The 22834-nt window shown below is 52.6% G+C and carries 17 protein-coding genes; 3 read left to right on the top strand and 14 right to left on the bottom strand.

Features of this window, described 5'->3' with window-relative positions:
• Window positions 1-5: 5 nt before the first annotated feature.
• The 3 genes from SH449x_RS00255 to mntR all read right to left on the bottom strand — a co-directional run bounded on the left by SH449x_RS00255 (window position 6) and on the right by mntR (window position 6020).
• Entirely contained in the window at window positions 6-1706 is a 1701-nt protein-coding gene (locus tag SH449x_RS00255) for a GspE/PulE family protein (RefSeq protein ID WP_482379316.1), read from the bottom strand.
• Complete coding sequence (locus SH449x_RS00250) at window positions 1703-5224, bottom strand: secretin N-terminal domain-containing protein (protein WP_482379315.1); 3522 nt, start codon at window positions 5222-5224, stop codon at window positions 1703-1705. Before SH449x_RS00250 ends, SH449x_RS00255 begins: the two co-directional genes overlap by 4 nt.
• A 259-nt stretch (window positions 5225-5483) precedes the next feature.
• A complete protein-coding gene (gene mntR / locus SH449x_RS00245; RefSeq protein ID WP_482379314.1) occupies window positions 5484-6020 on the bottom strand; it encodes a manganese-binding transcriptional regulator MntR in 537 nt (178 codons plus the stop codon).
• A 109-nt stretch (window positions 6021-6129) separates the two neighbouring features.
• Between mntR and SH449x_RS00240 the strand changes: the two genes are divergently transcribed.
• Together SH449x_RS00240 and SH449x_RS00235 are read left to right on the top strand one after the other, a co-directional pair.
• Window positions 6130-7182 carry a DUF1559 family PulG-like putative transporter gene (locus SH449x_RS00240; RefSeq protein WP_482379313.1) on the top strand — a complete coding sequence of 351 codons (1053 nt, stop codon included), beginning with the start codon at window positions 6130-6132 and terminating at the stop codon, window positions 7180-7182.
• A gap of 64 nt (window positions 7183-7246) precedes the next feature.
• Window positions 7247-7630, top strand: a complete 384-nt coding sequence (locus tag SH449x_RS00235; RefSeq protein ID WP_482379312.1) for a hypothetical protein — start codon at window positions 7247-7249, stop codon at window positions 7628-7630.
• A gap of 41 nt (window positions 7631-7671) precedes the next feature.
• Here the strand turns inward: SH449x_RS00235 and SH449x_RS00230 are convergent, their stop codons facing one another.
• From SH449x_RS00230 to SH449x_RS00180, 11 genes are all read right to left on the bottom strand, one after another.
• Window positions 7672-8352 (bottom strand): hypothetical protein, encoded by a 681-nt coding sequence (locus SH449x_RS00230; protein WP_482379311.1) that lies wholly within the window; start codon window positions 8350-8352, stop codon window positions 7672-7674.
• Between the two features lie 252 nt (window positions 8353-8604).
• On the bottom strand, window positions 8605-9372 hold the full coding sequence (locus SH449x_RS00225; protein WP_482379310.1) for a pseudouridine synthase: 768 nt from the start codon (window positions 9370-9372) through the stop codon (window positions 8605-8607).
• Between the two features lie 9 nt (window positions 9373-9381).
• Window positions 9382-9858, bottom strand: a complete 477-nt coding sequence (locus tag SH449x_RS00220) for a transcriptional regulator (protein WP_482379309.1) — start codon at window positions 9856-9858, stop codon at window positions 9382-9384.
• A 95-nt stretch (window positions 9859-9953) separates the two neighbouring features.
• Entirely contained in the window at window positions 9954-13229 is a 3276-nt protein-coding gene (locus SH449x_RS00215; protein ID WP_482379308.1) for a protein kinase family protein, read from the bottom strand.
• 10 nt (window positions 13230-13239) lie between these two features.
• On the bottom strand, window positions 13240-14202 hold the full coding sequence (locus tag SH449x_RS00210) for a deoxyhypusine synthase family protein (RefSeq protein ID WP_482379307.1): 963 nt from the start codon (window positions 14200-14202) through the stop codon (window positions 13240-13242).
• Between the two features lie 58 nt (window positions 14203-14260).
• A complete protein-coding gene (dnaN, locus tag SH449x_RS00205; RefSeq protein ID WP_482379306.1) occupies window positions 14261-15373 on the bottom strand; it encodes a DNA polymerase III subunit beta in 1113 nt (370 codons plus the stop codon).
• 156 nt (window positions 15374-15529) lie between these two features.
• The gene (locus SH449x_RS00200; RefSeq protein ID WP_482379305.1) at window positions 15530-16624 is read right to left on the bottom strand and encodes an NADH:flavin oxidoreductase/NADH oxidase; all 1095 of its coding nucleotides are present in this window, start codon (window positions 16622-16624) and stop codon (window positions 15530-15532) included.
• Between the two features lie 192 nt (window positions 16625-16816).
• Complete coding sequence (gene argG, locus SH449x_RS00195; protein ID WP_482379304.1) at window positions 16817-18142, bottom strand: argininosuccinate synthase; 1326 nt, start codon at window positions 18140-18142, stop codon at window positions 16817-16819.
• A 129-nt stretch (window positions 18143-18271) separates the two neighbouring features.
• Entirely contained in the window at window positions 18272-18676 is a 405-nt protein-coding gene (locus SH449x_RS00190; RefSeq protein WP_482379303.1) for a TadE/TadG family type IV pilus assembly protein, read from the bottom strand.
• A gap of 15 nt (window positions 18677-18691) precedes the next feature.
• The gene (locus SH449x_RS00185) at window positions 18692-19912 is read right to left on the bottom strand and encodes a vWA domain-containing protein (protein WP_482379302.1); all 1221 of its coding nucleotides are present in this window, start codon (window positions 19910-19912) and stop codon (window positions 18692-18694) included.
• A gap of 60 nt (window positions 19913-19972) precedes the next feature.
• A complete protein-coding gene (locus tag SH449x_RS00180) occupies window positions 19973-20407 on the bottom strand; it encodes a TadE/TadG family type IV pilus assembly protein (protein WP_482379301.1) in 435 nt (144 codons plus the stop codon).
• Window positions 20408-20892: 485 nt separating this feature from the next.
• On the opposite strand from SH449x_RS00180, the gene glmS reads away from it, so the two are divergent.
• Window positions 20893-22776, top strand: a complete 1884-nt coding sequence (glmS, locus tag SH449x_RS00175; protein WP_482379300.1) for a glutamine--fructose-6-phosphate transaminase (isomerizing) — start codon at window positions 20893-20895, stop codon at window positions 22774-22776.
• Window positions 22777-22834 lie beyond the last annotated feature (58 nt).

The following is a 22834-nucleotide window of genomic DNA, read 5'->3' as shown; positions in this document are numbered from 1 at the left end:
AGTTCTTAACCGAGATGATCACCCTTCGTGGCACGAAGCACTTCCTCGAGACTCGTCGTCCCCTCCATCGCCTTCCTAAAGGCATCGTCCCGAAGTGTTAGCATGCCAGCCTTGATAGCCGCTTGCTTGATCTCAAACGAACTCCTCCGATCGTGCGCCAGTTGTCGCACTGCTTCAGTCGTCGCTAGCAATTCGTAGATTCCGAACCGACCCGAGTATCCAAGATTCCGACAAACACGGCACCCCTTGGGCCTGTAAAGCGGACGCCCATCGAGCTTGTCCCATGGGAAATCCTTCGGCACATCTTCCGGGCTAGGGGTATATGGCTCTTTGCAATTAGGACATAGACGCCGAACCAGTCGCTGCGCCATGATCCCTTCCACTGTACTCGCGACCAAGAAAGGCTCAATTCCCATGTCGACGATCCGCGTAAAAGTACCAGCCGCATCATTGGTGTGAAGCGTGCTAAATACGGTGTGACCGGTCAGCGACGCTTGAATAGCGTTCTCGGCTGTTTCTGCGTCCCGAATTTCCCCGACCAGCACCACATCGGGGTCATGACGCAAAATACTTCTCAGCGAAGCCGCAAACGTCAAACCAATCTTGGGATGGACCTGAATCTGATTGATTCCCTCGAGCTGATACTCAACAGGGTCCTCCGTGGTGATAATCTTCACCTCGGGGGACTGGATCTCAAGCAGCGAACTGTACAACGTGGTCGTTTTTCCCGATCCAGTTGGACCAGTTACGAGAATAATACCGTGCGGCAAGCGAATCAGCTCGCTAAAGAGCTTGTAAGTCGCTTCACCCATCCCGAGACTTCGCAAATCGAACTTCATCGAGCCTTTGTCGAGAATCCGCATGACCAAGCTCTCACCGTGGATCATCGGGATAACCGATACCCGAATGTCGATCTCACGACCGTGCACCCGAAGCTTAATCCGACCGTCCTGCGGTAAGCGCTTCTCGGCGATATTGAGCTTCGCCATAATCTTCAATCGCGAGATAATGGCTGCTTGGAATCGATTGATCTCCGGGGGCACAGGCTGCGTATGAAGGATCCCGTCGATCCGATAGCGGACAACCAAACCGCTACCCTGCGATTCCATGTGAACGTCAGAAGTACGCGAGTCGACTGCTTCGACCAGTAGCTCATTAACAAGCCGTACCACCGAAGCCTCTTGGGCTTGCTCGCTGGCCTCACTACCATCAGCCTCGATCTTCTCCAGGAGCTCGATTGCATCGTCCTCCCCCTTCGAAGCCATCAACCCTTCGATCGTCTCGCTACCAACCCCAAGATGCTTCTTAACAAGCTTGGCGATCTCGGTTCGCTCGGCGACCATCGGGACGACCTGAAGGCCTGTCGCTGCCGATGCCTCATCGATCGGATAGAGATCGAGGGGATTGTGCGTTGCGACGTAAAGCGTGTTCCCTTCCTTTTTGATCGGGAACAACGCATGTCGATAAATTAGCTTTTGTGGGAAGGTCTGCAAAAGAGTGAGATCAACCTGGGCATCCCGAAGATCGATAAAGTCTAGACCGAACTCCTCGGCGATCGCCTTGAGGGCATCCTCTTCCTTGGCAAACCCAGAACTGATTATGCTATCCAAAATCCCTGTCGAACCGGCGGTCGAGCGGGACTGGATGAGTTGATCCTGGGTAATTAACCCTCGCCTGAGCAGTAGTTCTCCCGCTTCCGTTATCATCGTCCGCCTCGGTTGTTCCTGATACCTTGACCGCCCTGTGTGTTACGGTTTCCTTGATTGATTTGTCCTCCTTGGCCCCCGCGAGTCGCACCACCTTGAGCACCGCCGAAACCACCAGCCCCAAAGCCACCCGCTCCAAACGGATTAGCTCCGCCTGCACCACGGGCACCACCACCCTGGAATTGCTGGAACATAGCAGGATTGAATCGTGGTGTCGTGTTTCCAGCCGCTCCTCCCGCCGCCGGAGCTGCAGTGCTACTTGCATTCGTAGTCCTAGCAGCTGAACCAAATACTGAAGAAATCGCGTTCTGCAGCAACTGTGGATTTACATCCCCACCCAGTGCGATGGGTACGACGATCTCCTCATCCTCAGCCGCAAAGGTATCAAGCTGCTCTACCAGTTCGACAACTCGCTTGTGGAGTGCGAGCGGGGCAACGGTGATGAGAGAGTTGCTCTTCTTGTCGGCAATGACAGTCATGGTCTGCTCCTTGAGCTGGCTCTGTGCACCGCCAGCACCACCACGACCGCCTCGTCCACCACCTCGAAGCAGTTCGATGATTTCCTGACCTGATGGCTGTCCCTGTCCACCCCCACCACCTGCACCGCCCCTAGCATTTTGCTGACCACCTATTTGGTCGGCGAACGCAGATTTTACGAGCGGTTCTACATCGGCAACGTTCGCGTTAGCAAGCTGAATTAGCCGAGGCGTTCCCTTGGTCAAGTTCTCGACCTCACTGTTTTCGACGTCGATGACATCTAGTATGTCTTCTACGAACAAAATGTCGATCGGGCTCGCTTGAACCCAAACCGCATTTAATCGAGGGTCGGGTGTAATGTAGACATCGCCGGACGTGGAGACTCCCGAAACGCCGCTGGGTGCACTCGATCCGCCTCCACCACCAAACAACCCACCGAAAAGTCCGCCACCTCCGAGCAAACCAGAGGCCACGTCACCCAACAAGCCACCTCCACTGCTACCGGTCGCTTGCTCGCCCGCGATGATACTCTTCACCAACTCCGCAGCTGCCGCAGCCGGTATGTATTTCAAATAGCGAATCGTTGGCTCAGAAGGAGCTAACGTCATTTCGCGTTCCACACGATTGAGCAATCGATTGAAGTCAGCCATGACCTGCGGGTTATCGCTGTAGGCGATCAAACCAGTGGGGCCTTGGAGAATGAAGACTTGATCACCAGTTTCTGTGGTGATTACTTCACCCGATCTTAGACCATCAACCAGAGTTTCATCTCCCTCTAGCATTTCGTCCTGCGGTAACCTGACCGATGTTAGAAAGGTCGCGGGTTCAACACCCGCTCGCTCCTCTCCAAGTCCCGAGGCGGGGGACACTTGTGATACCGGCGAGCCACCCAAGTTATCCTTGCGTACCGGTTGGATGGGAGCGAAACCCGGTTTTGTGCTTTCGTACTCTTTGGGGTACTTAATGTTGATATTCTTCTTGCTGGCTCGATTCATGATGTCGATCTGCTCGAGCAATCGCTGTGCAGCCTTGCCACGCAACGGAATGAACTTGGTTCCGTCGTCGGCTTCTGCCATCGGGCCGCTATCTGTGATCTTGTTCAGCAAGGTCTTGATTTGATCAACCTCTTGCTGTGTGCCGCGTACCATTAACCTGCGGCTAGCTACATCAGCAAAGAATACAGGCCCCTTTACCTTGGTTGGATCAGCGTCCTTGGCAGGCTTGCCGTAGAACTTTTCCAGTGTCGTCACGGCTGCTTGTGGATCGAGTGCATCGAGCGAGATGATTTCGAACTCGCTGCTTTGACCAGCAAGCTCACGAATGATGACGTCCATCTCTTCGTGGGTCTCGGTATTGGCCAACGCGATGATGTTGTTGGATCGCGGATCAAGTGCCATATTCAAGCCTGGCCGTCCAGCGAAACTCGTTTGGAGCACTTCTAGTGTTGTGGTCGGGTCGGATCCTAGCAGCGAGTGGCTTCTGATAAACGGTTTTTCAGGCGGAGTCGAAACTCCCATAGAATCTGCTGGTTTTTTGTCCAACTCCATTACAACATCGCGCAACCGTTGCAACTTTTCCACAGAACCAGTCGCGAACAATCTCGTTCCGAGCGAATCCATCGATATGCTGATATCTTCGCCTCGAAACTCGTTCTCCTTGATCCCGAGCAGCCCCCGAGCTGTCATGAGCACTTCATCTGCCGCCACAAAATTGAGTGGCAAACTTACAATCGATCCCCCTCGGCTCCCCTGAGGATCCTCAGCCTTTGCAATCATATCGCGGATAATCCGGAGCTTGCTACCGGTTTCTGTAACAAGCAATTGTCCCGAAGTGGACATCGGGACCACCGATCCGTGAGGGCCGATGAGCATCCGAATCTCACGCTCGATATCTTCGACACGGATTCTCTCGAACGAAAAGATGCACTTGACGATCTCATTGACACCGCGACCGTCTAGCTCCTTAACGTCAACCAAGTCGGCCACATCGCGGATCAACGCTTTCTTGATCTCTGCCGCTTCGCCAGGCGCTAGATCGAGATCTAGAACTGTGAGCACCCGCTGCTTCTTCATCAACGTGAACCCCTTGCCCAGTAGCAAGCCGTTCATGATATCCATGGCTTCGGTAAGGCTGTACTTTTTGTAAGGGTCGCGATAGGTAAACGAACCTTGTGGGATTTGGTCCAATTGCAGGCTCAATTCCGCTTCCTTGGCCAGCCAAGTCAGAACATCCTTCCACGGAGCTGCACTAAAGTTGAGGAGCAAGCCGTCTTCTGGTCCCGACATGACGACATTTTCCATGGGCTGGACATCAAGATCGCTAGGAGATTCCTGTACGCTGCCCGTCCTCGGAAAACCTCGACTTCGGAAGCCACGACCTGCCGCGCCCTGTTCCTCGTCGGTCGAGTCAGATTCCGATGCGATCGCAGCCTCAACGGCAGGAGAAGAAACCGCAACATTGAGCCCGGCGGCTTCTTGCCATTGCGTCCTTTGCGCGTCGGTCAAGACTTCGAGCAGACGCTTATTAATCTCCCTCGCTGCTCCATCCGCTCCCATAGAGCGAACCAAGGCACCTCGTCCCTCGAGGATGTTCAGGAATTTTTCGGATTGAGCAGGATCGATACCGAATTTGCTGGCGATATTCGGATCCAGCATGGCAATAGGCCCCACCATTGCCAAACGCCATTTTTCAGCCACTGCTCTCTGCTCGTCCGAAAGAAGTCCCAACCCGACGTCCTCTATGGCTCGAACGCTCTCAAGCTCCCGAATGCGACGGTCGGCCGAGGGGAGTTGGCGGATCTCGCGAGCGAAATCCAAAGCTTGGCTCTCGTGCTGCTTTATAATGTCCACCAGGCGAGCGACCTGATCGTCAGTCAGTCGAAGCTCCGCCGCGTTCGCGGGATCGGTGATCTTCGATAGAACCCCGACCAAGTCAGGATTGCCGTCCGCCCAAGCCACCGGGCCACTCAAGTGGATAGCCACTAAGTTTGCACCTAGCAACAAGGCGAAGATTTGCCGACGAATCTTTTTTGCGATATTCATGTATGGATCGATTTACGAAGGACAAAGATTGCACTCTGTTCGACTCTAGTTACCGGGCTAACGTTATCTAGCGGTAACCTCAGCGGCAGTCAAAATTGTTCGAAAACAACCCCGACTTATTGGTAAAGGCATCTACTCAGTCCTTCACGCCACCGGGAATTAAAACCCGTACCAATCGCAAAAGTTCCGAGCGGAAAAAGCATGAAAACTAAGTTTCTGTTGAAGAATTAAAGGCTTATACGACAAAATGCAATGTCGACTAGTTGCCCATCCCCTTCGTAAAGCTAGCCATTGCGGCGAGTGTCTCGGGGCTCACATGGTGCTCAATCCCCTCCGCGTCGTGCTCCGCCACCGACTCTGGCACACCAATAGCCAATAAAAACTCCGCTACAATCCGGTGACGCCTGTGGGAAAACTCTGCCAACTCTTTTCCCGAATCGGTCAATTCAATGGGGCCATAGGGAACACTGATGGCGTATCCGTCCCGTTTGAGCCGAGCGACAGTGCGGTTGGCGGTGACGTGGGTCACAGCAAACCGCCTCGCAATGTCGATTAATCGACACTCGCCGCGCTCCTCGATAATCTCCGAAATGGCTTCGACATAGTCCTGCGCTTTTTCGGTGGCGTGAGCCTCCCGCACGCTCTCGAACTGATTCTTTTTCACGGAACGGACTCCCATCTTTGCCAAACCTACCATCATAATAGCATCATCAGGAGATGATGCCTTACCTCCCATCGACCAGACCGCCGATAATCTTGCGGGTACGGGCCAGGCGATGATGCTTGAAACTGCCAAATATTTACTTGACGCAATTGTAGCATACGCTACACTTCTACGTAACCGAATTTGTAGCCATGGCTACATTTTTACTTGATCCTTGGAATTTTAAAAACGAGTCGGCTGTATGGTCACAATTTTGAGTCATTGGTTTGCGGCCCGGTTTGCAGGCATTGCCCCACACATTTCCCCGAGGCAATCGCTCGCCTACCGGCGATCGGGTTTTACCCTGGTGGAGCTACTGGTCGTTATCGCCATTATCGGAATCTTGGTCGGTCTGCTGTTGCCTGCCGTACAAGCCGCCCGGGAAGCGGCTCGCCGAATGTCATGCCAAAACAATTTGAAGCAGCAGTCGCTGGCCCTTCTGAACTATGAGTCGGCCTTTAAAGTTTTTCCACCATCCTATATCGCCAATACTCGGCATCCCAACCGAGACCCAATCACCTTCGATGGACCGAACGGCTTCGCATGGGGGGCTCTCATCCTGCCGCAACTCGAGCAGAATCCTCTCTATCAGCAAATGAATTTTTCTCTGCCGAGCTGGACCAATCCCAATCAGCTTCTCGTTCAAACGCGGCTATCGGTTTTCATCTGCCCGTCGTCGTCAAGAGCTGAAGGCAATGTGTTGATCCGAGATGAATCCGGAGCTGTATTGGCGGAAGCTGCTCGATCGACTTATGTTGCGAATGCGGGACAAGATGAACCTTGGGGTTATACGATCGAGGACTATCGAGCCATCGCCGATGGCCCCATGTTCCGTAATTCAAGAATCCGCCATGGCGATGTCACGGATGGACTCAGCAATACCGTCTTTCTCGGAGAACATTCACCCATACTTAGTGACAAAACTTGGGGGACAGTAACGCAGGGAGCTGTCGTTTGCGGTAATGATCCTCAACGGTTTCCACTGACGGATTGCGATGCTGCCGCGACACTTGTGAACGTACATAGTGGCCCATCAGTACTCGAACTCGACCCACTTACCGGAATTGCTCCTATCCACCCGCCGAACGATCGCCTCGGGCACGTTTGCCAAATGCAATCCGAACATCCAGGGGGAGCAAACGTTGCTTTTGGGGATGGTAGCATACGGTTCATACCTGAATCAATCCACCAACCTACTTGGGCCGCAATGAATAGCCGCAACAAAGGCGATGTCATCGCTGACGAGTCGTTCTAGTGCAGTTACAATTGACGGTTGTGGTAGTAATCAATACGAGTAAAAAAATATGGAGACTGGTTCTTTGTCAAAATCCTGGCTGGTTGGCGGTGCGGGCATCTGCGCACTGTTCTTAGGTGGAATCTTTCTCTACTCCTACTGGTCGCAGCCACCGGTCGTCGCACTTTCGAATTTGCGATACCTCCAGCAATTGCGAACCGCTGTTTCAAGCCAACGCGTCGATCACGTCAATAAGATCAATCAAGCGTTGGAAACCCTCAAAGGGGAAGGCAAACTGAACGAGCAAGAATGGAATCATTTCCAATCCATCATCGCCAAGGCGTTGGAAGGAAAATGGGAAGCTGCCGAGCTCGCTTGCAGAAAATGGGCCGACGCGCAGTCCAATCGCAAGCGAGACCCAAGCGATAAACTGGAACATGATCACTCCCACGCAGGACATTCTCATTAACCTGAATGGTTTAGGCGAGTAGCAGATGAAAAACTAGCGGGTCAAATCTGGGCTACTTCGAGCCGCCTCGATGAAACTACTGTCGCAATCAACTCTCCATTTGAAGCGAAAAGCTTTGTGCCTTTCGGAGTTTCTTCACCCCATAACAGACCAAAAAAATCAGCTTCGAGAAATAACACTGCACCCCTTGTGTTTTTATCGGGATAGACGCGATTGCAATCGCCTGCTTCCGGCTTCATCTTACGTGCAAGTTCCATCGCATGCTCCCTAGACAGCTTAAGCACTGAGCTAAATCGATCATTCTGTATCGAATACTCGAGTGAAAAGCATGGGTGCTCAGCAAGAGTATTAAATGCCCAGGCGACTTCAACGCTGCAGCAAGGGACGTCAATCCTGCTGCCTAAAAATATGATCGACCTTGCTAGCGGTATGGAATCACTCTCAACCAATATCCATTCGCTTCCTGATATCACTTCCCGCACCGCAGATTCTTTTCGTAAAAGACTTTCTTCCTCGTTTTCCTCGTATGAACCAAACCAAACGTTGTCCTCCCGTAAAACAACAGTCTGAACTTCTTTGCATCCGCTTGGCAGCAGAATTCCCGTGAGCGGTGATGAAAAATCCGTTGCACCAGAATTCCACAAAACTCTGGTTTCGAAAAGCCGCTCGCCATATCGGAATGCTTCTAGCACTATTCCCCATCCGGGCACTTCGTACTTCATTTTTTTCCTATATCTTACAGCAACCAATCAGCCGTCTACACAAAAAAAGCAGTGTCCCCTTTCGCTATCTTTGTTTAACCGCATGGGCATCGCCCAACGCTGGGGTCTCCAGGGCAACCCATAGTAGCGACTCGCAGGGGATCGTGGTCGGGGCGGCGCTGGTCTGGTCCGGGTTAGAGAGCTTAACGCAGGGCGTTGCCCATGCGGTTAAACGAAATCCTACGCAGGGCGTTGCCCATGCGGTTACAACGATTAGCTACTCACTGCACAGCTCTTCAAGGTTTCAATGACCCGATCAAACTCGGAACCTCTCCCCGCAGTAATCGTCGTTAACTCATGCGTGTAAGGATGACGAAAGTCTAACCTGACTGCGCTGAGAAGCATGCGGTAAACGCCCGTCTTTTCATACATCATCTGATTGTGCCTGTGATCCCCGTGACGATGGTCACCGATCACAGGCTTGGCAATGTGATTCAAATGACGTCGGATCTGATGCCAACGTCCGGTTACCGGTTTGATCTCAAGAAGTGTATATCGACTGCTTGCGAAATCCCCGATCGGCCACGGAGCTTCGAATTCCTCGATCCTTCGAAAATGCGTTACGGCACTCTGCTCCGGATTGTCGTCCGTGCTCCCTTTCTCCCAGTCCTCGCCAAACCGCTCCCTTAGCGGCCGATCGATCATGAAACTCTCCTCGGTATGGCCACGCACCAAAGCCTGATAATACTTGTCGATCTTGCGATCAATGAAAAGCTGTCCAAGTTTCCCTGCCGCCTCGCTGTTGAGACCAAAAAGTACGATCCCAGCCGTAGGGCGATCTAGCCTGTGCATCGGATAAACGAACTGGCCAATCTGGTCGCGAACCGCCTGCATCAAAACGGGTTCGTGTGGCAACGTCAATTTGCTGCGATGTATTATCAAACCCGCAGGCTTGAACACCGCAACGAAATAGTCGTCTCGATAAAGAATCGCAATCGGACGAGTCAAATCGTCGACGATAAAGTCATCGGTTTCTGTCATCCAGGCCGACTATTTCTTTTTCTTCTTGGCAGCTTTTTCCACCTTATCCAGCAACGCTTCTCTATCGGTAGACTCAAGCTCTCTTGCCAAACATGCCAATTGCCATGCCTTGCGTTTGCCGTAAGTATTCCACGCAAAGCTTACCTTCTTTCGACTCCCATTCTCATCGGTCCACATGGCACAGTACGCGAAGGACTCTGCATTCTTCCAGCGTGGGTCCACATTACGGACCGTATGAACCCCCACCTTGCCACTGGTGTTTCTGGCGGACTTTACATTCTTAGAAGTCTGAACCGGCGGAGCGCTGCTCAGCCACTCGGCATATCGCGCTTTAGCCGCAGCTAACGATTTGTTCTTTCCGCCATAAGTCTTATCGTTGAAAAACTCTTGTTGGCGGTTGCCTGAGCGTGTCAAACGGACCATCCAGCCCTTGGTCGTCACTCCTTCGTAATCTATCCTGGTGATACCTTTGATCGACTTAGCCATGAATACAAACTTGCCCTGAAAATGAACGAGGAGAACATGCTACTGCGCCCAAGATAACGAATTCTCCCCCCGCTGCCTACTAGACCACCAAAAAACTAGGGGAGGAACTCCTTGGGGAGCTGGACGCCGTTCGTTTCTGCCCAAACTCTCGTGGTCAGCTCAATTTTCTTGCTACCCGGGGAATCAGGATTATCCAGCACAACCCAGACAATTTTTTGATCCTTTTCCGTTGGCGATTGTACCGTTGTGACGGGATTCGCCCTCCGAACTAAATTGGTCAAAACCTCACGCAAAGGTTTTCGTTCAAAGGAAAAGTCCCGGATTTGCTGGTTCTGAGTGATCCCTTCCTTCTGAAAAGCTCCTCCATTGATCATCATCTCAACGCGCGGACTGTCGCTGGGAATCGCATCGTTGAACTCCGTAGCAATGGCCGCAAGGGACATTTCTAAGGATTCCTGTGCAAAAGATAAACTCATCGGGCGGTCTAGAAGGCTCTCAATACTGAGAGCCGGTTGTGTTGTTGATGAAGCCGGCTGGGCAGCCATGGTTTGCATGCCTGTCGAGCTACCACCAGCACCGCCATTCAATGCCATCCATGTTCCCACCGTCAAATTATCTACAGCCTCCTTGGGCATGTACAAGTTGGCGATAATCTGCCCCTCTTCGATTCCGTAACGGGTGTTCCTGGCAATGCTCCTCAACATCTGAGGATAACGAGCGGCAATCAACCGCCAATAAGGCGCAACCGGTTCCGCAGCGTATTGGGCCTCGAGCTGGTTAGGCAAGCCGTCTAAAGATTCTCGTACCCGCGTTAAGATCGCACCGTATTTGGCAATGTCTCCACCGATAAACCTCATTTCACCGAACAGTCGCTCGCGAACGGAAGCCGTAAAGCTCAACGCTTGTACCGAATCGTCCAAGCCCGCTTTGAGAACATCACGCATACGAGGCAGCATAGAATAACTGCCCCGTCCATGACCATAAAGAAAACTCGGTGTCGTCACAGCAAACAGATCTGCTAAGCTATCGCTGGCTCCGATCAAGCTCTCCAGTTGCCTGCGAACGGGCGCGACTCCACCCGACGTCTCCAAAAAGGAATGAATCAATCGTATCGGACCCACTGTTAACGTCCCAACTTTACGATCCAACTCCTTCGCGAATCCATCGAATACAATGCCAAGAGTACCATTGCTCCAGCACTGTAGCTCCGGCATCGATCCGGGGATAACCTGCACACGATAATTGTCGTATCGTCCCATCAGTTCGCCAATCGCGACGGGGTTCTTGAGCTCCAGACGGACCACCAACTCCGATTGGTCTGGACCAGTCGCCGGGTAAGCTGCCAAGCAGACTCGCTTGATCTGGGGCTCCGAAACGAACGGATACGAAGCTACTAAGCTCTTCCATTCAGGTAAACTCTCCAGCAACCAACTTTGGATCGGCCCGATCTGATTTCCAAACCAAATGCTTTCACTGAAGCCAGCAAATAGCTCAAGCCCAGGAGGGAGCAGCTCCAATGAGTACGGCGGTCCGGCGGTCGGCGGAGCCCACAACGTCCGTCCATCATCTGGAAGAACGGTGAAAAACTCTTCCACCGGATCCACCACCGGTTGCCTCACGTCACTCGGCCCCGCTATTCCAGAGCTAGCCGAAGAAGAACTTGTGTCGCTAGGTATCTTGGTTACAACGGTCACAGGTTCCGGAGTTGCTCCCCCCCCTCCGAGACGAGTCAATACAGCAATCAACACCCCTAAAAACGCCATCGAGCCTACAGCGAGTGCTGGCAAGAACCAAACGGGCTTCTTTTTCTTGCGTTTGACCGGAATCACTTGCGGCTTCACCGCTGGCGATTTCTTCGAGGGACTCGCTATTGCCTTCTTCGGTGCCGGTGCCTTCTCCTTGCGAACATCAACGTTGTCAGAAGCAGTCACAACCTGCTGCGCTGAGCTTGTTGCTGTAGGAGCGGGAGTTGCCGGAGCGGGAGTTGCCGGAGCGGGAGTTGCCGGAGCGGGAGTTGCCGGAGCGGGAGTTGCCGGAGCGGGAGTTGCCGGAGCGGGAGTTGCCGGAGCGGGTGTTGCCGGAGCGGGAGTTGCCGGAGCGGGAGTTGCCGGAGCGGGTGTTGCCGGAGCGGGTGTTGCCGGAGCGGGTGTTGCCGGTGCGGGTGTTGCCGGTGCGGGTGTTGCCGGTGCGGGTGTTGCCGGTGCGGGTGTTGCCGGTGCGGGTGTTGTTTTTTTCGGGGCTAAGGATGAACTTTCTGCACGGGGGGCTGCTTTTTGAGGCGGATTGGATTTCTCACTAGTGGTTTCTACGAATCTAGCTGATTCTTTCTTTGCTGGAACATTTTTTCCCGCAGGTATAGTGGCACCTTGGATTCGGTCTAATAGCTCTTCAGCAGACTTGAAACGCACACCTGGATTCTTTGCCAAAAGCCCTCGCAAAATCTCTTTGACTCGTTCAGGTAAGCCATCAGGGAAAACGGGTGGTTCCTTGGAATGCACTTTCTTCCAACCAATCGCATCTAGAACCCCATGCTGAGGCCACGCCGATTTGCCATGCAGCAGATGCAACGCCAAAATTCCCAAAGCATAAAGATCCGTCTGCGGGCTTGGCTTCGCATCTGGCAACAAAAACTCGGGTGCCGCTCCTTCCCAGCTCAACTCGTCTCGTTGATTCAAGTAGAACTTCTGGTTGGACAAGTAGGGTGAACGCGGTACGAACAGGATGTTGCGCCGCAGTATGCAGCGATCGTCTTCGATCCAAACATGGTCCGGGTCAATGTTGCCATGAACGAGTTTATTTGTGTGCAAGGAATTAAGAGCTCGTGCCATTTGCTCCACGATTGCCAAGACATCGCCCGCAGGCATCCCACGATCACGAACGATCTCGCTGAGCGGTTGGCCGGGAACGGGAACGCCAAAGCAAGCGATGATTCCTTGCCCTGCTATGACCGTTTCCCATCGGTCCAGGTGAGTGTGCTCGATTGCCTTGTGGGATTTCGCTAACTCGATCGAGGGTGGCCAAGCCTTGATCTCGTCCGAGATTAGCTGATTGGATCGCAACTGAAAGCACCATCTCTTTTGACCATCGATCGCGTGTTCCGTTTCGAACCAGTTCGGCCCTAATTGGTCCGACAAGGTCTCGATAAGCCGGTAGGGCCCTATGACCAGGGTGGGAGGAACCGCCTCAGACAAGCACGCGAACTGAAAGGGGGTAAGTTTTCCGGACCGCAGAAGTGCAGAAGCGATTTTAAGCGGGTCTGCCACCCCCTCCTTACCCAAAGTCGTCTCGAGCTCTTTAGCCCATTGGCGGCATCCGTCACGCGATGCGAGACCGGTGGTCTGTATGCGTTCCCAGAATACTGCCGCCGTCATTTCCACGAGACTATTGACCCATTACATAAGCAAAAATCAACGGAGCGACTATGCTCGCGTCACTATGGATCATGTACTTTGGAGTGGTTGCCGTCAATTTCTTCCAAGTAATTTTCTCGTTGGGCACGGCACCAGAATAGCCGCCGTAGCTAGTCTCTGCGTCGCTGATCTGGCAAAAATAGCCCCACCGTGGCACGTCTACTTCGAGATCCTGAATAAGCAAAGGTACCGCGCAGATGGCGAAGTCTCCCGCAATACCCCCTCCAATCTGGAAAAAACCGATATTCTTGTCTTTTGACGTCTCTCTATACCAGTTCACCAAATGCTCCATTTGTGCCGTACCGCTCTTCAAGGCATTGTGCGACTTGACCGAACCATCGATAACCCGGGCAGCAAACATGTTTCCCAAGGTGCTGTCCTCGATCCCCGGCGAAAAGACGGGGATTCCAGCTTCCTTGGCTGCCATCATCCAGGAATGCTCGACCGGGATCTGATAATGCTGCTTGAGCTCCGGCTCGTCCAAGATTCGGAACATGTACTCGTAAGGAAAATAGCTTTCCCCCTTGTCCGCCGCATCGCGCCAATACTTGAAGAGCCGGCTCTCCATATGCTTCATCACCGTCTCCGGAATACACGTATCGGTCACCCGATTAAAGCCGTCCGCGAGCAACGCAACTTCGTCTGAAGCACTTAAAGCTCGCCAGTTCTCGATGACTTTGTATTCGTTGTGAGCGAAGAGATTGAATAGGTCTTCTTCGAGATTCGCACCGGTGCAGGAAATTGCTTGTACCTTACCGGCTCGAATCATTTCGGCTAGAGACACCCCGATCTCGGCGGTACTCATTGCTCCCGCTAAGCTTACCAGCATCGCACCGCCATCATCGATATGCTTTCGGTAGCCGCGGGCTGCTTGCAGCGTCTCTCTCGCATTGAAATGGCGGTAATGCAATTCCATGAACGCTGATATGCTCATTGCGTTTCCTTAGTAAACGACTCGGTAGATAAAATGCGTTGAAGTAAGTTTGGACGAACTATTGCCGAGCCATCGGCATAACGACATATTGGTAACCGTCATCGGTCGTGAACAATGCCGGCTCTGCGTTGCTACGAACCTCGAGCGTGAACGGTTTTTCCAAGTCTAGAACTTTGAAGAAATCTAAAACAAATCGATAGTCCATCGTAATCTTGATCGTTTCGTCAACGTAGGAAATCGGGATCTCGATTCGAGATTGGCCGACATCTGCTGCACTGGCAGCAACCACTAATGTCCCGTTGCCAAACGAGAACTCTACACCGCGTGTCTCTGTATCGGCGAGAATCGATGCCTGCCTGACCGCCGTCAAAAACGGCCCCACCAAGCCTTCAATCCTGGTTCGGCCCTCACGGCTCGGCATCACTTGACGCCAGTTGGGATACCGACCTTCGACGAGGTGCGAATAAATCGTGCAGCGTTCGGTTCGAATCAAGATATCGTTGCTGCGAGCTGCGATGCGCACGGTCTCGTCACTATCGACAATCGATCGCTCCATAAGCTGCAACGTCTTCGTTGGTACGATGGTTGACATTCCCGTGTTGGTAAAGCCTCCGATCGACACTCCTTTGGCTTGCATGCATGCGAGCCGTCGTCCGTCGGTTGCTACCGTGGCGATATCCTCTCCATCCATTTCGAATAGGACGCCACCCAGTTGGTACCGAGTGCTTTCCACATCCGTTGCGAAGACGGTTCGCCGCACAAGCTCCTTGAAAAGCTTTGCTCCTACCTCAAAAAATGCCGACTCTTGGAATGACGCTACACTGGGAAATTCATCAGGATTCGCCTTTGGGAGGTGAAATTCCGAGTGATCCCCCTTGATATCGATCTCGTTTTCCTTGACCTCAATCGTCAAGGTCTCATCACTGGACTCGCGAAGGATGTTTCCTACGCGAGAAACGTGCAACAACACCACTCCAGGCACTTGGATTTCCACATCTTCGAGCTCCAAACGAATACCGGCGTCCTGGTCGGTGGCCATCATGATCGCCTTGCCCTCTCTGGTGTCGAGCTTGACGTAGGTCAGCACCGCCTTAGGGCTCCTCGAGGGGGCAACGGCAGCCGCGATTTGGAAGGCATTCTGAAAGGTGTCTCGTTTGCAAACAAGTTTCATGATCAAGCTTGGACTAAAGGGGAATGGCGAGCAAAAAGACACGCCCGCGTCGCCATGTTGTACCAGGAATTCGCAGACTCCGACAGTATCCCGGGCGATGACGAAGACCGTTACTAGCTCGGACGTTCGGGGGTTCGCAGTTTACCCAAACCGCCACTATTTATAGCCGGCCAACCAGTGTGCGTAGGGAGCTGGCAACGTTTGCCATGCGGGATTGTCAATCCCCAGCACCTTGGCAGCGTAATACGGCCAGTGGGGATTCGCCAGGAAAGGCCGTCCGATGGAGGCGAAGTCTATTTTCCCCTCCCTGATCAACGCATCAGCCCCCTCTGGCCCATCGATAAACCAACTCGTTGTCCCTGGCAGCCCTGTTTCCTTCAGAACTCGTGCGGCGATATCGCCTAACAAATTTGGCCCCCAAGGTATGTTTGCTTTCGGAGTATTAAAGCCGATCGACACGTCGACGGTGTCCAGTCCTTCCTGGTTCATTTTTTTGAGCAAATCGATCGAATCCGATAGCATACGATCATCGTCGCCATCGAACTCAACAACGCTAAATCTCGCTGCGAGCGGCTTGCCGGATGGCCAGACCTTTCTAACAGCTCTAAGTGTTTCGATTAAGTAACGCCCTCGGTTCTCGGCACTGCCACCGTATTGGTCGGTGCGATGATTGGATAACGGTGACCAAAAGTTTTGTGCTAGATAGCCGTGCGCGAAGTGCAATTGTAACCACTCAAAACCCGCCTCTCGAGCCCGAATGGCTGCGCTCACCATATCAGCTTGCACGCGAGCGATATCCTCCAAGCTCATTTCCGTAGGGACTCTCGGCAGATTGGCACCAAAGGGGATGGCAGACGGGGCGATGGTGTTCCAAGAGTTCGGTTCACCCGCTGGAATATGATCGTCTCCCTCCCAAGGCCGATTGGCAGAAGCCTTGCGACCGGCGTGGGCGAGCTGTATCCCAGGGACGGCTCCCCATTCCTTAATCGATTGAACTATCGGCTTTAGTGCTGCGGCTTGTTCGTCATTCCAAAGCCCGGCATCTCCCCAAGAAATTCGTCCTTCTGGTGACACGGCCGTTGCCTCCAGTATGACAAGCCCTGCTCCCCCGCGTGCCAGGGACGTGTAGTGCACACGATGCCAATCGTTAGCCACCCCCTCCTGCGACATGTACTGGCACATGGGGGACACAACGATTCGATTGCGTAGCGTAATGTCTTTCAAAGTGTAAGAATCGAAAAGACCTGGCATTCAGTTGTCTCAGTGCTATTGATGGGAAGTGTATTTCGATGCGGAAAAACAAGATCGTATAGAACTCGGCCGCGAACGTCAGCCCAAGTGTCCGAAATTCCCATTGCATCGCCCGTCACCGTCTGTGTTCTGGTTTTCTTGCTAATGCCAAAAGAGAACCACCATTGTCCTGCAAAGTACCCCTTGTTCGTCTTATTCGTCGAGCAGTTTGATAGAGTCATCGTTGCCGCTGCGGAGCAGGCCTACATTTCGATAAACACCGAGCTTTTCGCGAGAATCGGTGATATCCAAATTTCGCATCGTCAACTGCCCGATGCGGTCCTTTGGCGAGAATTCACCTTGTCCGCTTTCCATGGTCAAACGCTCGGGATGATAGGTTAGATTTGGACTCTTCGTATTAAGAATGGTGTAGTCATTGCCACGTCGCAGTTCGAGGGTGACTTCTCCCGTAACGGCACGGGCAACCCAGTGCTGTAGGGCTTCGCGAAGCATTAGGGATTGCGAATCAAACCATCGACCTTCGTAAAGCAAGCGACCAAGCCGCCGCCCCATATCCCGGTATTGTTCGATGGTACCTTCGTTGTGAATGCCGGTAATGAGTCGTTCGTAGGCAATGAAGAATAGTGCCATAGCGGGGGCTTCGTAGATGCCACGGCTCTTGGCTTCGATAATACGGTTCTCGATTTGGTCAGACATCCCTAATCCGTGCCGACCGCCGATAGCGTTAGCCTCGAGAACCAAATCCACCTTGGAGTCAAACGATTTGCCATTTAGCGATACCGGCAAGCCAGCTTCAAAGGCAACGGTAACGGTTTCCGGTGCGATCGCCACATCGGACTTCCAGAATGGAACCCCCATGATAGGTTCGACGATCTTCATGCCAGTGTCGAGATCTTCTAAGTCCTTGGCCTCGTGCGTTGCACCCCAAATGTTGGAGTCGGTCGAGTAGGCTTTTTCTTTGCTCATGCGATAGGCAAGCCCAGCACGCTCCAACAATTCGGACATCTCTTTGCGGCCGCCGAGTTCTTTGTTGAAGGTTTCATCGAGCCATGGTTTGTAGACCAACAGATCAGGGTTGGCTAGTAAACCGTATCGGTAGAATCGCTCGATATCATTTCCTTTGTAGGTGCTGCCGTCCCCCCAAATGTTGACCCCGTCCTCCTTCATCGCTTGGACCAGCATCGTGCCGGTGACAGCTCTTCCGATGGGAGTGGTGTTGAAGTAGGGGAGTCCTCCTGTAGTAATATGAAAGGCACCACATTGCAGAGCCGCCAGCCCCTCGTGAACCAATTGTTCGCGACAGTCGATCAGTCGCGACTTTTCTGCCCCGCACTCGATAGCTCGCTTGGGAATATCATCGTAATTCGATTCATCTGGTTGGCCCAAGTTAGCGGTATAACAATAGGGGATCGCACCTTTTTGACGCATCCAATAGATGGCAGCACACGTATCTAAGCCGCCAGAGAAAGCGATACCGACATTTTTGCCAATTGGCAGAGATTCCAGAATTTTTGACATTTAGTAACAACCACGCCTGTGCAGGAGATTACGAACGATGCGAAGATCGCAAAAGTGTAATCAAGCCAAGCGTTTTTTCCTACACGAAACCGAAACCACGGCGAACAAGAATTTCGTCTTCGCGGGGTTTTACAGCTCACGCTTCAGTGAGAAGTTACGAACGATATGCGTATTGGTGGCGAATCGGCCTAAACCCCAGGAATTCTGTGCAATGGGTATTGAGATAGTGACGTTGACCATTGCTTGCTGCATGTTCACGTTAACGGTCGCGCCTCGGTGAGCGCTCACTGCGGTCAGCAGTCTCATCGCTTCCGCTTGGCCGTCAGCAGTCGAAGCTCCGGGCACGATGCATGCTCGAGCCCCTTCGTAAGCGGCATTCAGGGCTGTCTGACGGAGAAAATTAAGTCGAGTAATTTCGATTGCGCCCAGAAACATGATCAAAATAACGGGCAGAACGAAGGCAAACTCCACCGTCGTTGCGCCTGCTCGCGCGGGACCACGTCGCGTTCTATTCAATTTAGAAATGGCTTTCATTGGACACATTTGGGGTTATTCAATCATGACAACTTGCAAGCTTTTCGCGATTTCTCTGAACGCAGCTCTAAGCTCTTCTTCATTATTTGTAGTGTAGGCTGTCCCACCGGTGATTTGTGCGACCTCTTGCAGGTCCGCTTGTTGTTGAGTCAACATCGAAACGGTATGGACGATAATGCCCGCAGCTTTCGCATCCTGAGCAGCAAGTCTAGGATGTCTCCCGTCATTCCACATTCCATCCGTGAAGAGGATGATCACTTTGTTTGTGAGAGCTCGGGAGCCAGGCCCCGTGACGACTTGGATCGCTCGATCAAGACCAGCGGATAGGTTCGTCCCTCCCATCATCGGCTGACTACCGAGTTGTTGGATTACGTTGGTCACGTTTGCTCGTTGTGATGAGAATGTTGCACTGGACAACGGGACGTGCGTAGTTGCCGCTGGAAAGAAAGTGCTAGGGGCAATTGGCATGGTGTAATCAGACCCCCACGTCACGAGCGAAGTACGTGGAGGAGGTGTAAAGTCCTGAACTTCGTTATAAAAATCGTTAACGGCACGCGCTAGCACGGCCCACCTGCTGTGTATCGGATGGGGTGGAGAGAGGTGGTTCTGCCATGTAACTCCCCACGCGGTGTAGGTTGACAATAGAGGATTGTTTGGAGGATACGAGAAGTCTGTCCCTGTCATGTCGAATAACATCGATCCTGACCGGTCCAAGCTCAAACAGACATCGATCTCTTGTTGACCTGCAACGGTTTTGTGAGCTGCCGTGAAGTGGCTCCTGCCGAGGATATTCCCGAAGAAGAGTGGCACTGCATCCGACGTCGCATTGACTCGCATGGAGTTGTACGGCATCACGCCAGGCTGAAAGCTCCAACGACCATTAGCCCCCGTAATCGACCGCCCGAGTACGATGTCGCTCTCGGTTAGCGTAACACTTCTGCCCGCTACCTTATTATCGTTCGCGCTCGAGATAGCCGCTTCAATGGCGAGTTGGGCGTTCTCTGTTCTGGATAAAGCTTCTGCTCCCGCCTTGGCCGATGCATCGGTTGCAGCCCGCAGTTCCGTTCGGATCAGCTGAATGTAGGCATAGTCAACTGTAACAGCCGCCAGAACTAAGAACACCCCGAGCATGGCCACCATGAGTATGGCCGCCGCTCCCGTCCGATCTCCTTTTGGAGTGCCAACGCGCATCTTGCGCAGCGCAGTGTCGAAAAAACGAAAGTTGGAACGCAACATGCGGGGAGATCTATTTCTTTGGATCGGATTGTGGAAATTCATACATCCCTCACTAAGGCATTATAGACGAACCATCACAACGGACTGCTCGAGCGTACGGTTGACGAGTAACTTGAACGGATTGATCGAATCTGTCGAGACTGGTGCAGACACCCTGACAAAGATCTTCGTGCCACGCGGCGTTGCGTTGTTGACCTCTGGTGTGATAGTCACGCTCTCGTTATCGATCCCCTTATTGCTGAGCACTTCTCGGATGCGACTGACCGCTTGACTCTGAGTCCCCCCAGGACGGGTTGCTTCTCGAGCTCCTTCATAGGCGGCGATGGCGAGCGACTGTTTTAAGAAGACACCGTTCGCGATCTCGATCGAACCGAAAACAACGAACACGACGATAGGCAAGACTATCGCTGTTTCTACAGCCGCAGCCCCGATCCGCAACGATCGGCCGAGTCGGGAACATCGGCTTCGAATTCTTTTTTTCGCGGAATGAATCATTGCTGTTACGCACATTTGAGGAAAATCGCGGTGGTAGTCTCTCTAAAGAGACCGATAATTACCGCGTCTAGTTTGGAGAGTAGGTTAGGTTTCCAGGGGAGATTCGCGGACAGAGATACTTTTTTAGGAATTGACCTAGGCAAACTAGCGGGAGAGTTACGAATTTAACGACTCCAACGGATTGATCGACTGTACCTGGCTGCAAAAAACAAAGCATTTCCTTTGGGAGAGTAGCTATTCCTTTTGGATTGAATATGCAAGCTAGGCGGACTTTACGGCCTATTTTGCAATGCAATACTTGAATATTGCCTTAAGTTTCCATTACAACTGTTTTGTAGGCGTACACTTCAGACTCTCACGTGTGCCTTTCTAGGATGCGGTTCTTGGATCGCATCCTGCCTTGGTAGAGTTAAGTGTTCCGTGAGAGCAGATCGTCAAATTTTCGCCGTCAAATTTTCGCTTAGAGACATTCAGGAGGCACTGCGATGTGCGGTATCGTTGCTTATGTTGGAAAAGAGAATGCAACTCCATTCCTAATCTCGGGTCTCAGGCGATTGGAATACCGCGGTTACGACAGTGCAGGTATCGCAACGTTAGCACATAACGGTTCCTTTCAACTTGGCCGGGCCGTTGGCAGAATTGACAGGCTTCAGGAAACGCTGATTCAAAAGCCCATCGACGGGAGTATTGGAATTGGCCATACGCGGTGGGCCACTCACGGACCTGCTACGGAATGTAATGCCCACCCGCACACCGGTGGCACTGAGTTGGTGGCCATCGTCCACAATGGGGTGATCGAAAACTACCAATCGATTAAGGATCGATTAATTGAAAAAGGCTACGTCTTTAAATCGGATACCGATACGGAGGCGATAGCGCACCTCATCGCTGACTATTTGCTTCAGTTAATGGACGCTCCCCTTCCTGACAGCTCTGCCAAGAATGATGGTCCGAACAGTATTTACTTTGACGCAGTCCGATTAGCCATTGAGGAATTGCGAGGCACATACGGGCTGGTGGCAATGTTTCGAGATCGCCCCGACTTGCTGGTGGCAGCACGATGCGGCAGCCCGCTAGTTATCGGTGTGGGAAAAGGTGAGCAATTCATCGCGAGCGATACCTCACCACTCGTTGGACATACCGAACGCATCATCTATCTAGCAGATCATCAGCTCGCTATCGTAACAAAGGACTCCATTCAAGTACGTCACCGCGAGCAAGGGCGAGTTCGACCAGAGGTTCGCGTTCTGGAAAAAACCGAGCAAGATGTCTCGCTCGAAGGTTTTGAACACTACATGCTCAAGGAGATTCACGAACAACCAGCTGCACTTAGGAATGCGATGCGGGGAAGGCTGGATCGTGAAAGTGCGACAGCAAAATTTGGGGGCCTGAATTTGACCCCTTCGCAGTTGCGAGGTGTCAACCGACTAATTCTTACCGCATGCGGTACAAGTTGGCACTCTGCTCTTATTGGTGAGTACCTTATCGAAGAGTTTGCGAGATTGCCGGTCGAGGTAGAGTATGCGAGCGAATTGCGTTACCGAAACCCCCCAATCGATCACAATACCCTAGTGTTTGGTATCACTCAGAGCGGTGAAACAGCAGACACCTTGGCCGCCTTGCGAGAGATGAAGCGAAAGGGGCATCATACCTTGGCCATTTGCAATGTCATTGGCAGCAGTATTGCTCAGGAAGCCGATGGAGGCATCTATCTGCACGCGGGACCTGAAATCGGAGTTGCGTCGACCAAAGCGTTCACGTCGCAAGTTTGCGTGCTGTCGATGCTCGCACTCTACTTTGGACGATTGAGGCATTTGAGCTACGAAGCGGGACAACGCATTATCAACCAACTCGAGGCCCTACCGGAGGCTGTCGAAGCCGCGTTGCGATGCGATGCTCAAGTCCGTGAGATTGCAGCCAAATACAAAGACTGTACCAATTTCCTGTACCTGGGGCGGCACTACAACTTCCCAACCGCTTTAGAAGGTGCTCTCAAGCTTAAAGAAATCAGCTACATTCACGCCGAGGGCTACCCATCGGCTGAGATGAAGCATGGTCCCATCGCTCTGGTCGATGCTCATACCCCCTCGGTGTTCATCCTCTCCAAGTCCACGATCTACGACAAAGTGATGAGCAACTTACAAGAGGTTAAGGCTAGAGGCGGACCAGTTATAGCGGTGGTGACCGAACGAGATAAATCGCTCAACGCACTGGTTGACGATTTTATCGAGGTACCCTACGTAGAGGATTTTCTCCAGCCGATTGTCACTTCAATACCTCTACAGCTATTGTCCTACCATATAGCTGTCATGCGTGGCTGCGACGTTGACAAACCACGAAATTTGGCAAAGAGTGTTACCGTCGAGTAGCTCCATGGGGAGTCCACCAAAGAATCAATCCGCTAAACTTTGACCCAGGATGCTGGTA

The organism is Brakhagea baltica, assembly GCF_052161605.1.
Classification (GTDB): domain Bacteria; phylum Planctomycetota; class Planctomycetia; order Pirellulales; family Pirellulaceae; genus JBKCUI01.
Note: the sequence above shows the minus strand (reverse complement) of the source record. Positions and strands in the feature narration are given on the sequence as shown.

Coding starts and splice junctions, on each gene's coding strand:
- SH449x_RS00230 (WP_482379311.1), bottom strand. CDS start 8,352: ATGAAGTACGAAGTGCCCGGATGGGGAATAGTGCTAGAAGCATTCCGA.
- SH449x_RS00250 (WP_482379315.1), bottom strand. CDS start 5,224: ATGAATATCGCAAAAAAGATTCGTCGGCAAATCTTCGCCTTGTTGCTA.
- SH449x_RS00180 (WP_482379301.1), bottom strand. CDS start 20,407: ATGATTCATTCCGCGAAAAAAAGAATTCGAAGCCGATGTTCCCGACTC.
- SH449x_RS00220 (WP_482379309.1), bottom strand. CDS start 9,858: ATGGCTAAGTCGATCAAAGGTATCACCAGGATAGATTACGAAGGAGTG.
- SH449x_RS00240 (WP_482379313.1), top strand. CDS start 6,130: ATGGTCACAATTTTGAGTCATTGGTTTGCGGCCCGGTTTGCAGGCATT.
- SH449x_RS00190 (WP_482379303.1), bottom strand. CDS start 18,676: ATGAAAGCCATTTCTAAATTGAATAGAACGCGACGTGGTCCCGCGCGA.
- SH449x_RS00215 (WP_482379308.1), bottom strand. CDS start 13,229: ATGACGGCGGCAGTATTCTGGGAACGCATACAGACCACCGGTCTCGCA.
- SH449x_RS00255 (WP_482379316.1), bottom strand. CDS start 1,706: ATGATAACGGAAGCGGGAGAACTACTGCTCAGGCGAGGGTTAATTACC.
- dnaN (WP_482379306.1), bottom strand. CDS start 15,373: ATGAAACTTGTTTGCAAACGAGACACCTTTCAGAATGCCTTCCAAATC.
- SH449x_RS00200 (WP_482379305.1), bottom strand. CDS start 16,624: ATGCCAGGTCTTTTCGATTCTTACACTTTGAAAGACATTACGCTACGC.
- argG (WP_482379304.1), bottom strand. CDS start 18,142: ATGTCAAAAATTCTGGAATCTCTGCCAATTGGCAAAAATGTCGGTATC.
- SH449x_RS00185 (WP_482379302.1), bottom strand. CDS start 19,912: ATGTTGCGTTCCAACTTTCGTTTTTTCGACACTGCGCTGCGCAAGATG.
- SH449x_RS00210 (WP_482379307.1), bottom strand. CDS start 14,202: ATGAGCATATCAGCGTTCATGGAATTGCATTACCGCCATTTCAATGCG.
- SH449x_RS00225 (WP_482379310.1), bottom strand. CDS start 9,372: ATGACAGAAACCGATGACTTTATCGTCGACGATTTGACTCGTCCGATT.
- glmS (WP_482379300.1), top strand. CDS start 20,893: ATGTGCGGTATCGTTGCTTATGTTGGAAAAGAGAATGCAACTCCATTC.